This is a genomic window from Cedecea sp. (assembly GCF_036500665.1).
GTDB lineage: Bacteria > Pseudomonadota > Gammaproteobacteria > Enterobacterales > Enterobacteriaceae > Cedecea.
The window spans coordinates 100,707-114,900 of record NZ_DASYBS010000065.1; the positions used below are offsets into that span (position 1 = coordinate 100,707).

11 protein-coding genes and 3 tRNA genes are annotated in these 14,194 nt (G+C 53.4%); 13 read left to right on the top strand and 1 reads right to left on the bottom strand.

Annotation, left to right across the window (positions count from 1 at the left end; translation table 11 throughout):
* Positions 1-6: 6 nt before the first annotated feature.
* From nagA to VGM55_RS11100, 7 genes are all read left to right on the top strand, one after another.
* A complete protein-coding gene (gene nagA / locus VGM55_RS11070; RefSeq protein WP_154185179.1) occupies positions 7-1,155 on the top strand; it encodes an N-acetylglucosamine-6-phosphate deacetylase in 1,149 nt (382 codons plus the stop codon).
* A 5-nt stretch (positions 1,156-1,160) separates the two neighbouring features.
* Entirely contained in the window at positions 1,161-2,381 is a 1,221-nt protein-coding gene (nagC, locus tag VGM55_RS11075) for a DNA-binding transcriptional regulator NagC (RefSeq protein WP_331635472.1), read from the top strand.
* Between the two features lie 62 nt (positions 2,382-2,443).
* The gene (locus VGM55_RS11080; RefSeq protein WP_008456091.1) at positions 2,444-3,199 is read left to right on the top strand and encodes an HAD-IIA family hydrolase; all 756 of its coding nucleotides are present in this window, start codon (positions 2,444-2,446) and stop codon (positions 3,197-3,199) included.
* A 309-nt stretch (positions 3,200-3,508) separates the two neighbouring features.
* Positions 3,509-5,170 carry an asparagine synthase B gene (gene asnB / locus VGM55_RS11085; protein WP_331635473.1) on the top strand — a complete coding sequence of 554 codons (1,662 nt, stop codon included), beginning with the start codon at positions 3,509-3,511 and terminating at the stop codon, positions 5,168-5,170.
* 251 nt (positions 5,171-5,421) lie between these two features.
* Positions 5,422-5,498 (top strand) — tRNA-Met (locus tag VGM55_RS11090).
* A 44-nt stretch (positions 5,499-5,542) separates the two neighbouring features.
* Positions 5,543-5,617: transfer RNA gene (locus VGM55_RS11095), tRNA-Gln, on the top strand.
* 36 nt (positions 5,618-5,653) lie between these two features.
* A tRNA-Gln gene (locus tag VGM55_RS11100) sits at positions 5,654-5,728 on the top strand.
* 88 nt (positions 5,729-5,816) lie between these two features.
* Here the strand turns inward: VGM55_RS11100 and ubiF are convergent.
* The gene (ubiF, locus tag VGM55_RS11105; protein WP_331635474.1) at positions 5,817-6,992 is read right to left on the bottom strand and encodes a 3-demethoxyubiquinol 3-hydroxylase; all 1,176 of its coding nucleotides are present in this window, start codon (positions 6,990-6,992) and stop codon (positions 5,817-5,819) included.
* 123 nt (positions 6,993-7,115) lie between these two features.
* Between ubiF and miaB the strand changes: the two genes are divergently transcribed.
* The 6 genes from miaB (at position 7,116) to VGM55_RS11135 (ending at position 14,093) form a co-directional block, all read left to right on the top strand.
* Positions 7,116-8,540, top strand: a complete 1,425-nt coding sequence (gene miaB, locus VGM55_RS11110) for a tRNA (N6-isopentenyl adenosine(37)-C2)-methylthiotransferase MiaB (protein WP_331635475.1) — start codon at positions 7,116-7,118, stop codon at positions 8,538-8,540.
* A 212-nt stretch (positions 8,541-8,752) separates the two neighbouring features.
* Positions 8,753-9,814: a PhoH family protein gene (locus VGM55_RS11115; protein ID WP_061277496.1), complete on the top strand. Its 1,062-nt coding sequence runs from the start codon at positions 8,753-8,755 to the stop codon at positions 9,812-9,814.
* Positions 9,811-10,278, top strand: coding sequence for an rRNA maturation RNase YbeY (gene ybeY, locus VGM55_RS11120; RefSeq protein WP_154185184.1), 468 nt, complete (start codon positions 9,811-9,813; stop codon positions 10,276-10,278). The genes VGM55_RS11115 and ybeY overlap by 4 nt, the downstream gene beginning before the upstream one ends.
* Before the next feature lie 99 nt (positions 10,279-10,377).
* A complete protein-coding gene (gene corC / locus VGM55_RS11125) occupies positions 10,378-11,256 on the top strand; it encodes a CNNM family magnesium/cobalt transport protein CorC (protein ID WP_038474686.1) in 879 nt (292 codons plus the stop codon).
* A gap of 7 nt (positions 11,257-11,263) precedes the next feature.
* Positions 11,264-12,805 carry an apolipoprotein N-acyltransferase gene (gene lnt / locus VGM55_RS11130; RefSeq protein ID WP_331635476.1) on the top strand — a complete coding sequence of 514 codons (1,542 nt, stop codon included), beginning with the start codon at positions 11,264-11,266 and terminating at the stop codon, positions 12,803-12,805.
* Between the two features lie 382 nt (positions 12,806-13,187).
* Positions 13,188-14,093, top strand: coding sequence for an amino acid ABC transporter substrate-binding protein (locus tag VGM55_RS11135; protein WP_331635477.1), 906 nt, complete (start codon positions 13,188-13,190; stop codon positions 14,091-14,093).
* Positions 14,094-14,194 lie beyond the last annotated feature (101 nt).

Sequence of the window (14,194 nt, forward strand, 5' to 3'; positions counted from 1 at the left end):
TAGGATATGTATGCATTAACCCACGGTCGGATTTACACCGGCCATGAAATTCTGGATGACCACGCGGTAGTCATTGCCGATGGCCTGATTGAGCGTATCTGCCCTGCCGACTCTCTGCCGGCAGGTATGGAAACACGTGATGTGGGCGGTGCCGTCATTGCCCCCGGATTTATTGATGTGCAATTAAACGGCTGCGGCGGCGTACAGTTTAACGACACCGCAGAAGCCGTTTCGGTCGAAACGCTGGAAATCATGCAGAAAGCGAACGAACGCTCAGGCTGCACCAGCTACCTGCCTACGCTTATCACCACCAGCGACGAGCTGATGATGCAGGGCGTAAAAGTTATGCGTGAATACCTGGCCAAATACAATCATCAGGCACTGGGTTTACACCTTGAAGGCCCATGGCTCAACATGGTGAAGAAAGGTACACACAACCCAGGTTTTGTACGCAAACCGGATGCAAAGCTTGTTGATTTCCTGTGTCAAAATGCGGATGTGATTACCAAAATCACGCTCGCACCCGAGATGGTTGAGCCGGAAGTGATTCAGAAACTGGTCGCGGCAGGCATTATTGTTTCCGCAGGTCACTCCAATGCGACAGCGAAAGAAGCTAAAATCGGCTTCCGTGCCGGAATCACCTTTGCGACTCACCTTTTCAACGCAATGCCTTATATTACCGGCCGTGAGCCAGGCCTTGCGGGCGCTATTTTCGATGAAGCCGACGTTTACTGTGGCATCATTGCAGATGGGCTGCATGTGGATTATGCGAACATTCGCACCGCAAAACGCGTGAAGGGCGATAAACTGTGCCTGGTCACCGACGCCACTGCTCCTGCAGGCGCGAACATCGATCGGTTCATTTTTGCTGGTAAAACAATATACTACCGTGACGGTCTGTGCGTTGATGAAAACGGCACCCTTAGCGGGTCTGCGCTGACCATGATTCAGGGCGTTCGCAACCTGGTGGAGCACGCAGCAATCGCGCTGGATGAAGTTCTGCGCATGGCAACACTCTACCCTGCTCGCGCAATGGGCGTGGATAAACAACTGGGCACAATCGAAGCCGGCAAAGTGGCTAACTTAACCGTGTTTACCCGCGACTATAAAATTATCAAGACCATCGTTAATGGTAACGAGGTCGTAACTGAGTAAATAGCATGACAACTGGCGGACAAGCCCAAATTGGTAACGTTGACCTGGTAAAACAGCTGAATAGCGCGGCGGTTTATCGCCTGATTGATCAGCACGGTCCTATCTCGCGCATCCAGATTGCCGAACAAAGCCAGCTTGCGCCCGCCAGCGTCACAAAAATTACTCGTCAGCTTATCGAGCGCGGCCTGATAAAAGAAGTCGATCAGCAGGCCTCCACCGGCGGCCGCCGCGCTATCTCTATTATCACCGAAACGCGTAACTTCCATGCCATCGGCGTGCGCCTCGGGCGCCACGACGCCACTATCACCCTGTTCGACCTGAGCGCGAAATCCATCGCCGAAGAGCATTATCCGCTGCCGGAACGCACGCAGGAAACGCTCGAGCATGCGCTGCTCAACGCCATCAGCCACTTTATCGAAACCTGGCAGCGTAAAACCCGCGAACTGATCGCTATTTCCGTCATCTTGCCCGGGCTGGTTGACCCCGAAAGCGGCGTGATCCGCTATATGCCGCACATCGCCGTCAATAACTGGGCGCTGGTCGACAGCCTGGAAAAACGCTTCAAGGTGACCTGTTTTGTCGGGCATGATATTCGCAGCCTGGCACTGGCCGAGCACTATTTCGGTGCAACTCACGATTGCGAAGACTCTATTTTAGTGCGCGTTCACCGCGGCACCGGGGCGGGCATCCTGTCAAACGGGCGGATTTTTATCGGCCGCAACGGCAACGTCGGTGAGATTGGCCACATCCAGGTAGATCCATTAGGCGAGCGCTGCCACTGCGGTAACTTTGGTTGTCTGGAAACCATCGCCGCGAATGCCGCCATTGAAAAACGCGTCCGCCATTTGCTGGAACAAGGCTACAACAGTCGTCTGACGCTGGAAGATTGTAGTATTCAGGCCATCTGCAAAGCGGCTAATAAAGGCGATGCGCTGGCCTGTGAGGTGCTGGAACACGTTGGCCGCCACCTGGGGAAAGCCATTTCCATCGCCATTAACCTGTTTAATCCGCAAAAAGTCGTGCTTGCCGGTGAGATAATAGAAGCTGAAAAAGTGCTGCTGCCGGCCATCGAAGGCTGCATTAATACGCAGGTATTGAATGCCTTCCGTAAAAACTTGCCTATCGTCTGTTCGAAGCTCGATGACCGTTCGGCCATTGGGGCGTTTGCGCTGGTTAAGCGTTCAATGCTGAACGGCGTCTTGCTTCAGCATCTGCTGGAAAGTTAATGCTGCCCAGGCAGCATTTTACGCTATAGTTACCGACTTCATTCCGTGAGCCAGAGTTGTTAATGACCACCATCCAGAACGTAATTTGTGATATCGACGGCGTGCTGATGCACGACAACGTCGCCGTGCCGGGCGCTAATGAATTTCTGGCACGTATTCTTGAAAAAGAAATGCCGCTGGTGCTGCTGACCAACTACCCTTCCCAGACCAGCCAGGATCTTGCCAACCGCTTTGCCTCCGCGGGCATCGACGTGCCGGAGAGCGTGTTTTACACCTCCGCCATGGCGACGGCCGATTTCCTGCGCCGCCAGGAAGGTAAGAAAGCCTACGTCGTCGGTGAAGGCGCGCTGATTCACGAGCTCTATAAAGCTGGATTTACTATTACCGACATCAATCCTGACTTTGTCATCGTCGGTGAAACCCGCTCCTTTAACTGGGAAATGATGCATAAAGCAGCTTACTTCGTCGCAAACGGCGCCCGCTTTATTGCCACCAACCCTGACAGCCACGGCCACGGTTTTAGCCCGGCCTGCGGCGCACTGTGTGCGGGTATTGAGAAAATTTCCGGCCGCGAGCCCTTCTATGTGGGTAAGCCGAGCCCGTGGATTATCCGGGCGGCGCTCAACAAAATGCAGGCGCATTCCGAGCAGACGGTCATCGTTGGCGATAACCTACGAACCGATATTCTCGCGGGCTTCCAGGCGGGTCTCGAAACCATTCTCGTGCTCTCCGGCGTCTCCAGCCTGAACAACGTCGATGATATGCCGTTCCGACCGAGCTGGATTTACCCTTCGGTTGCGGAAATTGATATCTTCTGAAGATGATGCCGGCGCTCTGCTGGCATTTTTATTTATCGATAATGAATTGCCGCGTAGACGCAGCAAACCTCAACCATAATTGTTAAAAATTGACGATCCGCTAATTTTCACGGCCAAAACATCATCATTTTTCAGAGATCGGCAATCCCTACCTCACTATTTATTAGTCGAACGCTAAAACCCTTGCATTCCCTTCAGCGATTGAGCATTTTCATTACTAAGCAACGCAGCAAAGCCGCAGCAAACGCAAAAAATCGGCAACGCAGCACCACAACTTAAATCGCTCAGGCAAGTGTACGGAGAAGTTATATGTGTTCTATTTTTGGCGTTCTGAATATCAAAACCGATGCAGTTGAATTGCGCAAAAAAGCGCTGGAATTATCACGCCTGATGCGCCACCGTGGCCCGGACTGGTCAGGTGTTTACGCCAGCGATAAAGCGATACTTGTCCACGAGCGACTGTCCATTGTTGACGTCAACGCAGGAGCCCAGCCGCTGTACAACACGCAAAAAACTCATGCGCTGGCGGTAAACGGTGAAATCTACAACCATCAGGCACTGCGCGCCGAATATGGCGACCGCTACACCTTCCAGACCGGCTCAGACTGTGAAGTCATCCTGGCGCTCTATCAGGAAAAAGGCCCGGACTTCCTTGATGAGCTACAGGGTATGTTTGCCTTTGCTCTTTACGACAGCGAAAAAGACGCTTACCTGATTGGCCGCGACCATATCGGCATCATCCCGCTGTATATGGGCCACGACGAACACGGCAACCTGTATGTTGCATCTGAAATGAAAGCGCTGGTGCCGGTTTGCCGCACCATTAAAGAGTTCCCGGCGGGCAGTTATCTGTGGAGCAAAGATGGCGAAATTCGCAGCTACTATCAGCGCGACTGGTTCAGCTATGAAGAGGTGAAAGACAACGTAACCGATAAAAACGCCCTACGCCAGGCGCTGGAAGACGCCGTTAAGAGTCACCTGATGTCCGATGTTCCTTATGGCGTACTGCTGTCCGGTGGCCTGGACTCTTCGGTTATCTCTGCGATCACCAAAAAGTTTGCGGCACGTCGCGTAGAAGATGAAGAGCGCAGCGAAGCCTGGTGGCCACAGCTGCACTCCTTCGCCGTCGGTCTGGAAGGCTCTCCGGATCTGAAGGCCGCGCAGGAAGTGGCTAACCACCTGGGCACGGTTCACCACGAGATCCACTTCACCGTGCAGGAAGGTCTGGATGCGATCCGCGATGTCATCTATCACATCGAAACTTACGATGTGACAACGATCCGCGCTTCGACACCGATGTACCTGATGTCGCGTAAAATCAAAGCGATGGGCATCAAAATGGTGTTGTCCGGGGAAGGTTCTGATGAGGTATTCGGCGGTTATCTGTACTTCCACAAAGCGCCAGACGCCAAAGAACTGCATGAAGAAACCGTGCGCAAATTACAGGCGCTGCACATGTTTGACTGTGCCCGCGCCAACAAGGCAATGTCCGCCTGGGGCGTTGAAGCCCGCGTGCCGTTCCTGGATAAAAAATTCCTCGATGTGGCAATGCGCATCAACCCACAGGATAAAATGTGCGGCAACGGCAAAATGGAGAAGCATGTCCTGCGTGAGTGCTTCGAATCCTACCTGCCGGCAAGCGTGGCGTGGCGCCAGAAAGAACAGTTCTCTGACGGCGTAGGCTACAGCTGGATTGATACGCTGAAGGAAGTGGCCGCCGAGCAGATCAGCGACCAGCAGTTGGCCACCGCAGCCTACCGCTTCCCGTACAACACGCCGGGCTCGAAAGAGGCGTATTTATACCGTGAAATCTTCGAAGAGCTGTTCCCGCTGCAGAGCGCAGCAGAATGCGTACCTGGCGGCCCGTCTGTAGCCTGTTCTTCCGCAAAAGCGATCGAATGGGATGAGTCATTCAAAACCATGAACGATCCATCAGGACGTGCGGTTGGCGTGCACCAGGCCGCCTATTAATCCTGATTTAGCTTAAAACAACGGGCCCAGGGGCCCGTTGTTGTTTCTGTATTATCGCTGAGGCTTTATCCCTGTTTTTAACCGGAATTAAAAACAAAAACATGCGTTATTGTCGATATTTCAAGCAAGCTGTTCGCAAGTCATTCAAACGAACATTCTGAGCGAGTTTTCGGGAAAAAACTAGTTGACGCTGTACAGCCAACTCAGCATAATGCGCCCCGCAACGCCGATAAGGTAGCGCGTAAAAAGATGGCTACGTAGCTCAGCTGGTTAGAGCACATCACTCATAATGATGGGGTCACAGGTTCGAATCCCGTCGTAGCCACCATACAACGGAATTATTGATTAAGTTCGGTAAATCCTAAAAATTGTTGGGGTATCGCCAAGCGGTAAGGCTCTGGTTTCTGATACCAGCATTCCGAGGTTCGAATCCTCGTACCCCAGCCAATTTAAAAAGTCGTTCACTTTGTGAGCGCACCCTGTTGGGGTATCGCCAAGCGGTAAGGCTCTGGTTTCTGATACCAGCATTCCGAGGTTCGAATCCTCGTACCCCAGCCACACAATAAAAAGCCCGCGCAAGCGGGCTTTTTGCTTTCTGTCATTCCACCTCGTTTAACAGAGCGGTAAACCGCCCTGCTCTTATTCGCTATAATCCTAATGCGTATTTCAGCGCTTTACGCTTCAGACCGCCCGCTCTTTCCGCAGCCATCAGCCCAATATTACGCACCACGCGCAGCGGCCCCAGGTTATTACTAAACCCGGCATAGAATAGATCCATTCCGCTCTGCATCAGGAAGTTATCCGCCTGACGCCGCGTCTGGTAGCGTTTCAGGATCGTCGCACTGGCCCAATCTTCACCGTGACTGCGAGCATTGACCATCACGTCAAGCAAAGCATCCGCATCCCGGTAGCCGAGATTCACCCCCTGCCCTGCCAAAGGATGGATAGTATGCGCCGCATCACCTACCAGCGCTAACCCCTGCTGAACATACTGCAACGCATGTCGGCGAGTCAGAGGGAAAGCACCGCTGGCGATCGGCGTGACCGCCCCCAGTCGCTCAGGGAAGGTTGCCGCAATTGCTTTTTGCAGCTGCGACATCGACATCCCCTGCAGCTGCCGGATGCGCGCCGGCGTGTCGTACCAGACGAGTGAAGCCCAGTTATCAAACAACGGCAAGAAGGCATGTGGCCCGGTCGGCGTAAAATGCTGCCAGGTACTGTCGCCCGGTTCAGACTCACATTTGACGGTAATCAGCATGCAGGCCTGACGATATTGCCAGGCGTGAACCCCAATACCTGCCCATTGTCTCACCTGAGAATTGGCGCCGTCTGCGCCAATCACCATTGCAGCGTGAAGCGTACAGCCTTCGTCAAACTCAAGCATCCAGCCTGTTGGCTGGGGATGAATTTTTTTCAGCCTGGCCGGGCAACGCAAAGTGACGTGCTGATGCGCTTCCAGTGCTTCCCAAAGTACGCGCTGCAGCACGTTATTTTCCACCATGAAACCAAGCTCAGGCAGCCCCAGCTCCGCAGCATCAAAACTGACATGCGCACTCTCCCACTCCCAGGTTTCCAGGCGGCGATAGGGGTGCGCCCGCATAGCTAAAACCTTGTCCCAGATGCCAAGAGACTTGAGCAGCCCAACCGATGCGCTGCTGATGGCAGAAATGCGGACATCCGGCTGGCTGCCAGGAACAAAAGCCTCAGGTGCATGATGTTCAATCACCGCCACACGAAAACCGTGCTGCGCCAGCCCCAGCGCGGCCGCCGCGCCGACCATACCACCGCCAACAACGGCTACTTCAATTGGTTGATTTGCCATAAGTCTCTTTCCTTCATTCATCTTTGCTAATTCTACTGGCTTTTCCCAGGCTGGTCACATCCATAGCAAAGCATTACACTATCCGGCTTAATTCCTGACTTCACCTTGAGCAATGGCAAGTCGATGACAAAAAAACTCCATATAAAAACCTGGGGCTGCCAGATGAACGAATACGATTCATCCAAGATGGCAGACCTGCTGGACAGCACCCACGGCTTTACGCTGACCGATAACGCGAATGAAGCGGACGTTCTGCTGCTAAACACTTGTTCGATTCGCGAAAAAGCACAGGAAAAGGTGTTTCACCTGCTGGGGCGCTGGAAGCATATTAAAGCCAAACGTCCGGATGTGATTATTGGCGTCGGCGGCTGCGTTGCTTCTCAGGAAGGGAAAAAAATTCGCCAGCGCGCGCACTATGTGGACATCGTGTTTGGTCCGCAAACCCTGCACCGCCTGCCGGAGATGATCAATCAGGTTCGGGGCACCCGCAGCCCGGTGGTTGACGTCAGTTTCCCGGAAATTGAAAAATTTGACCGCCTGCCAGAGCCAAAAGCCGACGGCCCGACCGCCTACGTTTCAATAATGGAAGGCTGCAACAAATATTGCACCTACTGCGTGGTGCCATATACCCGTGGGGAAGAAGTTAGCCGCCCAAGTGACGATATTCTGTTTGAAATCGCCCAACTGGCGGAACAGGGCGTCCGTGAAGTCAACCTGCTCGGCCAGAACGTTAACGCATACCGCGGCGCGTCCTACGACGGCGGTATCTGCTCCTTTGCAGAACTGCTGCGTCTGGTTGCGGCGATTGACGGCATCGACCGCATTCGTTTTACCACCAGCCACCCTATTGAATTCACTGATGACATTATCGAAGTGTATCGTGATACCCCTGAACTGGTGAGCTTCCTGCATCTGCCTATTCAGAGCGGCGCTGACCGCGTACTTAACCTGATGGGCCGTACGCACACCGCGCTGGAGTATAAATCCACTATCCGTAAGCTGCGCGCTGCGCGCCCGGATATTCAGATTAGCTCCGACTTCATTGTGGGCTTCCCGGGTGAAACCAGCCAGGACTTCGAGCAAACCATGAAGCTGATTGCCGACGTTAACTTTGATACCAGTTTCAGCTTTATCTTCTCTGCCCGTCCGGGCACCCCGGCCGCAGATATGGTTGACGACGTGCCGGAAGAAGAGAAGAAACAGCGCCTTTATATTCTGCAGGATCGCATCAACCAGCAGGTAATGGACTGGAGTCGTAAGATGCTGGGCACCGTGCAGCGCATTCTGGTGGAGGGAACTTCGCGTAAAAGCATTATGCAGCTGTCCGGCCGCACCGAGAATAACCGCGTGGTTAACTTCGAAGGAACACCGGATATGGTAGGGAAATTCGTGGATGTTGAAATCACCGAAGTCCTGACTAACTCCCTGCGGGCGGAGCTGGTGCGCACTGAAAGCGAAATGGGCCTGCGTATTGCTGAAACCCCGGCATCCGTCATTGCTCGTACCCGCAAAGAGAATGAAATTGGGGTAGGGACTTACCAGCCTTAATCCTCTCCACAGCTTGCCGGAAAGCTAATTCCACGTCCCGGCAGGCTGTCTCAGTGTTTGCACTTGCATTCGGAAGACATCACCCAAATATCAATTGTGACGCTTGCGCCATCACGCTGCGGGATAAATAATTTCCCTGTAGCCGGGACTGTGTTTTCGGCTACGAGAGACCGTTTTACTCTAACTGGCCCCGAGTGACCCAGAGGATAAGTTTGAATATCGAAACACGTGAATTAACGCTGGAACCGGCGGATAACGCCCGTCTGCTTAGTCTGTGCGGCCCTTTTGATGACAATATCAAACAGCTGGAGCGCCGACTAGGGATTGAAATCAACCGCCGTGACAATCACTTCAGGCTCACCGGTCGTGAGCTTTCCGTTAACGCCGCTGCGGATATTCTGCGCCATCTGTACGTAGACACCGCACCAATGCGCGGCCAAAGCCAGGATATCGACCCGGAACAAATTCATCTGGCTATCAAAGAAAGCCGGGTGCTGGAGCAAACGGCAGACAGCGTGCCGGATTACGGCAAGGCCATCAATATTAAGACCAAGCGTGGAGTTATCAAACCACGTACGCCTAACCAGGCGCAGTACATCGCGAACATTCTCGACCATGACATTACCTTCGGCATTGGGCCTGCGGGGACAGGGAAAACCTACCTCGCCGTAGCCGCCGCCGTTGATGCGCTGGAGCGCCAGGAGATTCGCCGTATTCTGCTGACCCGCCCCGCCGTTGAAGCGGGTGAGAAGCTGGGCTTCCTGCCTGGGGACTTGAGCCAGAAAGTTGACCCGTACCTGCGCCCGCTTTACGACGCGCTGTTTGAAATGCTGGGTTTCGAGAAAGTTGAAAAGCTGATTGAGCGCAACGTTATCGAAGTGGCGCCGCTTGCCTACATGCGCGGCCGTACGCTGAACGATGCCTTTGTCATTCTCGATGAAAGCCAGAACACCACCACCGAGCAGATGAAAATGTTCCTGACCCGCATTGGCTTCAACTCCAAAGCGGTGATCACCGGCGACGTGACGCAGATAGACCTGCCGCGCAACCTGAAGTCCGGTTTACGTCATGCTATCGACGTGTTGTCCGAGGTGGATGAAATCAGCTTTAACTTCCTTAATAGTGAAGACGTGGTGCGTCACCCGGTTGTGGCACGCATCGTTAACGCCTATGAGGCCTGGGAAACCGCCGATCAAAAACGTAAAGACGAGCTTGCCGCCGAGCGTAAACGTGAAGCCCTTGCCCTGCAGGCCAGCGCTCAGGAGAGCAAATGAGTCAGGTTATTTTAGATTTACAGGTTGCCTGCGAAGCAGAAAGCGGCTTGCCGGATGAAACACAAATTCAGCGCTGGCTGGATGCGGTTATTCCTCAGTTTCAGCCAGAGTCAGAGGTGACCGTTCGCCTGGTTGATACGGCGGAAAGCCACGATCTGAACCTGACCTACCGCGGCAAAGATAAGCCCACCAACGTGCTTTCTTTCCCGTTTGAAGCGCCTCCGGGCATTGAGCTGCCGCTGCTTGGCGACCTGATCATCTGCCGTCAGGTGGTTGAGCAGGAGGCCAAAGAACAGGAGAAGCCGCTGGAGGCGCACTGGGCGCATATGGTTGTGCACGGTAGCCTGCATCTGCTTGGTTACGACCACATCGAAGACGATGAGGCTGAAGAGATGGAAGCGCTGGAAACAGAGATAATGCTTGCTCTTGGGTATGCCGATCCGTACATTGCCGAGAAAGAGTAGTCGGCTCAGGGCTTTCCCTTTGCCGCCGCCACGCGCAGGCAGCGCACCATCAGGCTGCCTGTTAGTATTTGATTAATATGAGGCCTAAAACCTAACGCCATGAGCGACGACAATTCACAGAATAGTGACACGCCGGAAGCCAAAAAGGGATTCTTCTCCCTCATTCTCAACCAGCTGTTTCACGGTGAACCGAAAAACCGTGACGATCTGCTGACGCTTATTCGTGATTCTGAGCAAAACTCTCTGATAGACCAGGACACCCGCGACATGCTCGAAGGGGTAATGGATATCGCCGACCAACGCGTCCGCGACATCATGATCCCGCGTTCGCAGATGGTGACGCTCAAGCACAACCAGACGCTGGACGAGTGCCTCGATGTCATTATCGAATCCGCTCACTCCCGCTTCCCGGTTATTAGCGAAGACAAAGATCACATCGAAGGGATTCTGATGGCGAAAGATCTGCTGCCGTTTATGCGCAGCGATTCCGAGCCATTTAGCATGGAAAAAGTGTTACGTCAGGTCGTTGTCGTGCCTGAAAGCAAGCGCGTTGACCGCATGCTGAAAGAGTTTCGTCAGCAACGCTATCACATGGCGATTGTGATTGATGAATTTGGCGGTGTCTCAGGTCTCGTGACCATCGAAGATATTCTTGAGCTTATCGTCGGTGAAATCGAAGATGAATACGATGATGAAGAAGATGGCGATTTCCGCCAGCTAAGCCGTCATACCTGGACGGTGCGCGCTCTGGCCTCTATTGAAGACTTTAACGACACCTTCGATACCCACTTTAGCGATGAAGAAGTCGACACCATCGGCGGACTGGTGATGCAAGCCTTCGGGCATCTTCCCGCGCGTGGCGAAACCATTGAAATAGATGGTTACCAGTTCAAAGTCGCCATGGCCGATAGCCGTCGTATCATTCAGGTTCATGTCAGAATTCCGGACGACTCGCCGCAACCTAAACTGGACGAATAACTCAGCTATGGCTATAGCTCAACTTCTTCAACGCCAGCGCACTCGCCTGCTGCTGGCGCTTTTCTTTGGTGCCTGCGGAACGCTGGCCTTTTCTCCCTATGATGTCTGGCCTGCGGCCATTGTCTCGCTTGCCGGTTTACAGGGGCTAACGCTAAATCGCCGCCCGGTGCAGAGCGCGTGGATTGGCTTCTTCTGGGGACTGGGACTGTTTGGCAGCGGCGTTAACTGGGTCTATGTCAGCATCGCGCAGTTCGGCGGTATGCCGGGCCCGGTGAACGTATTCCTGGTGGTGCTGCTCGCCGCTTATCTGTCGCTCTATACCGGCCTGTTTGCCGGTATTCTCAGTAAGCTGTGGCCGAAAACAACATGGTGGCGTGTGGCCATTGCCGCCCCGGTCGTCTGGCAAATTACCGAGTTCCTGCGCGGCTGGGTACTCACCGGTTTTCCGTGGCTGCAGTTTGGCTATAGCCAGATAGATGGCCCGCTAAAAGGCATCGCGCCGATTTTTGGGGTCGACGCCATTACGTTCCTGTTAATGATCGTCAGCGGCCTTCTGGTTTATGCATTACAGGCGCGTAAGTGGATGCCGGCCGTGGTATCAGCCGCGTTGCTGCTCCTGCCCTGGCCACTGCGCAGCATTCAGTGGTTCCAGCCGCAGGCGGAACGCTCCGTCGACGTGGCGATGGTACAAGGCAACATTCCTCAGTCGCTGAAATGGAATGAGAGCCAGCTGCTCGATACGCTGAAAATCTATTTAGATAAAACGCAGCCGGAGATGGGCAAGGCGCAGCTGATTATCTGGCCGGAATCGGCTATCTCCGATCTGGAAATCAATCAGCAGCAGTTCCTGACGATGATGGACGATCTGCTGCGTTCGAAGCACAGCTCGTTAATTACCGGCATCGTCGACGCCCGCCTTAACAAGCAGAACCGCTACGATACCTACAACACCATTATTACCCTCGGTGAAGGCAGCCCTTACAGCTACACGAGCAGCAATCGCTACAACAAAAACCATCTGGTTCCCTTTGGTGAGTTTGTCCCGCTTGAATCGATTCTGCGCCCGCTGGCACCGTTCTTCGATCTGCCCATGTCATCGTTCAGCCGTGGGCCGTATGTTCAGCCGCAGCTGCTCTCAAACGGCGTCAAGCTGACGGCAGCAATCTGCTACGAGATAATCCTGGGTGAACAGGTTCGGGACAATTTCCGGCCGGATACGGACTTCCTGCTGACTATCTCTAACGATGCCTGGTTCGGTAAATCTATCGGCCCGTGGCAGCACCTGCAGATGGCGCGTATGCGTTCGCTGGAGCTGGGGCGCCCTCTGCTGCGCAGCACCAACAACGGCGTAACCGCGGTGGTCAACGCCGAGGGTGATATCACCAATATCATCCCGCAGTTCACCCGCGAAGTGCTGGAGGCAAAAGTCACGCCAACCACTGGCCTAACGCCTTATGCACGCTTTGGCTTCTGGCCTCTGTGGGTCATTACCGCGTTATTTGGCTTTAGCGCCCTGGTGATGAGCCTGCGTAGCCGTAATAAAAAGTAACGTTCCCTTCTGATAAAAAGGCCGGCAAATTTGCTGGCCTTTTTCATTTCTGGCACGCCACTTGCTAGATATTAACTGTAAAAATCAAATAACTGGCGCAAAGACGCCCTGTGGCCTGGTCGTATCGGGCAATGAAAAGTGCATGCACCAAAAAGAGACATTGCAAGCACCGTTATAGTGCATCGGCATATCTTTGCCTTTAAACGGTGCGGCACGCCTCGCAAAAACAAACATCTTCTTAGCAATTTATTTACATTCAGCTAGGTTAGATGCTAACAAATGAGCATTGCTTGGCGCTTTTTGCAGCATGAAAAAACAACAAAACACAACACTCACATCGGATACCGGTGCCTCCTCTGGCACTAAGATTAAGGAGTTGGATATGCAATTACGTAAACTGACCACGGCAATGCTGGTAATCGGCATGAGCGCAACAATGGTTCATGCAGAAGATGTAAAACCTCAGCAATCAACGCTGGATAAGATCAAAGCCAACGGCGTTATCGTGGTCGGCCACCGTGAATCATCTGTACCTTTCTCTTACTACGACAACCAACAGAAAGTGGTTGGCTACTCTCAGGATTATTCTAACGCCATCGTGGACGCGGTGAAGAAGCAGCTTAATAAACCTGACCTGCAGGTGAAGCTGATCCCAATTACTTCCCAGAACCGTATCCCGCTGCTGCAAAACGGCACCTTCGATTTTGAATGCGGATCCACTACCAACAACCTGGAGCGTCAAAAACAAGCCGCGTTCTCCGACACTATCTTTGTTGTCGGCACCCGTCTGCTGGTGAAAAAAGGCGGTCCAATTAAGGACTTCCCGGACCTGAAAGGTAAAACCGTTGTCGTCACTTCAGGCACCACTTCCGAAATTCTGCTCAATAAGCTGAACGACGAGCAGAAAATGGGCATGCGCATCATCAGTGCCAAAGACCACGGTGACTCCTTCCGTACGCTGGAAAGCGGCCGTGCCGTCGCCTTTATGATGGATGACGCCCTGCTGGCCGGTGAACGTGCGAAAGCAAAACAGCCGGATAACTGGGAGATCCTCGGCAAGCCACAGTCTCAGGAAGCTTACGGCTGCATGCTGCGTAAAGACGACCCAGAGTTTAAAAAGCTGATGGATGACACCATCGCGAAGGCGCAAACCTCCGGCGAAGCCGCTAAATGGTTTGATAAATGGTTTAAACAGCCCATTCCGCCTAAGAACCTCAACATGAATTTCGATCTTTCTGACGAAATGAAAGCGCTGTTCAAGGAACCAAACGACAAAGCTCTCAACTAATTAGAAACACAGGGGCCGGAAAAATCCGCCCTCCCGATTGACGAACTGAAGCCAGGACAGACTATGCGTCGGATGGTCGTTCCCCATCCGGCGTGAAGGTG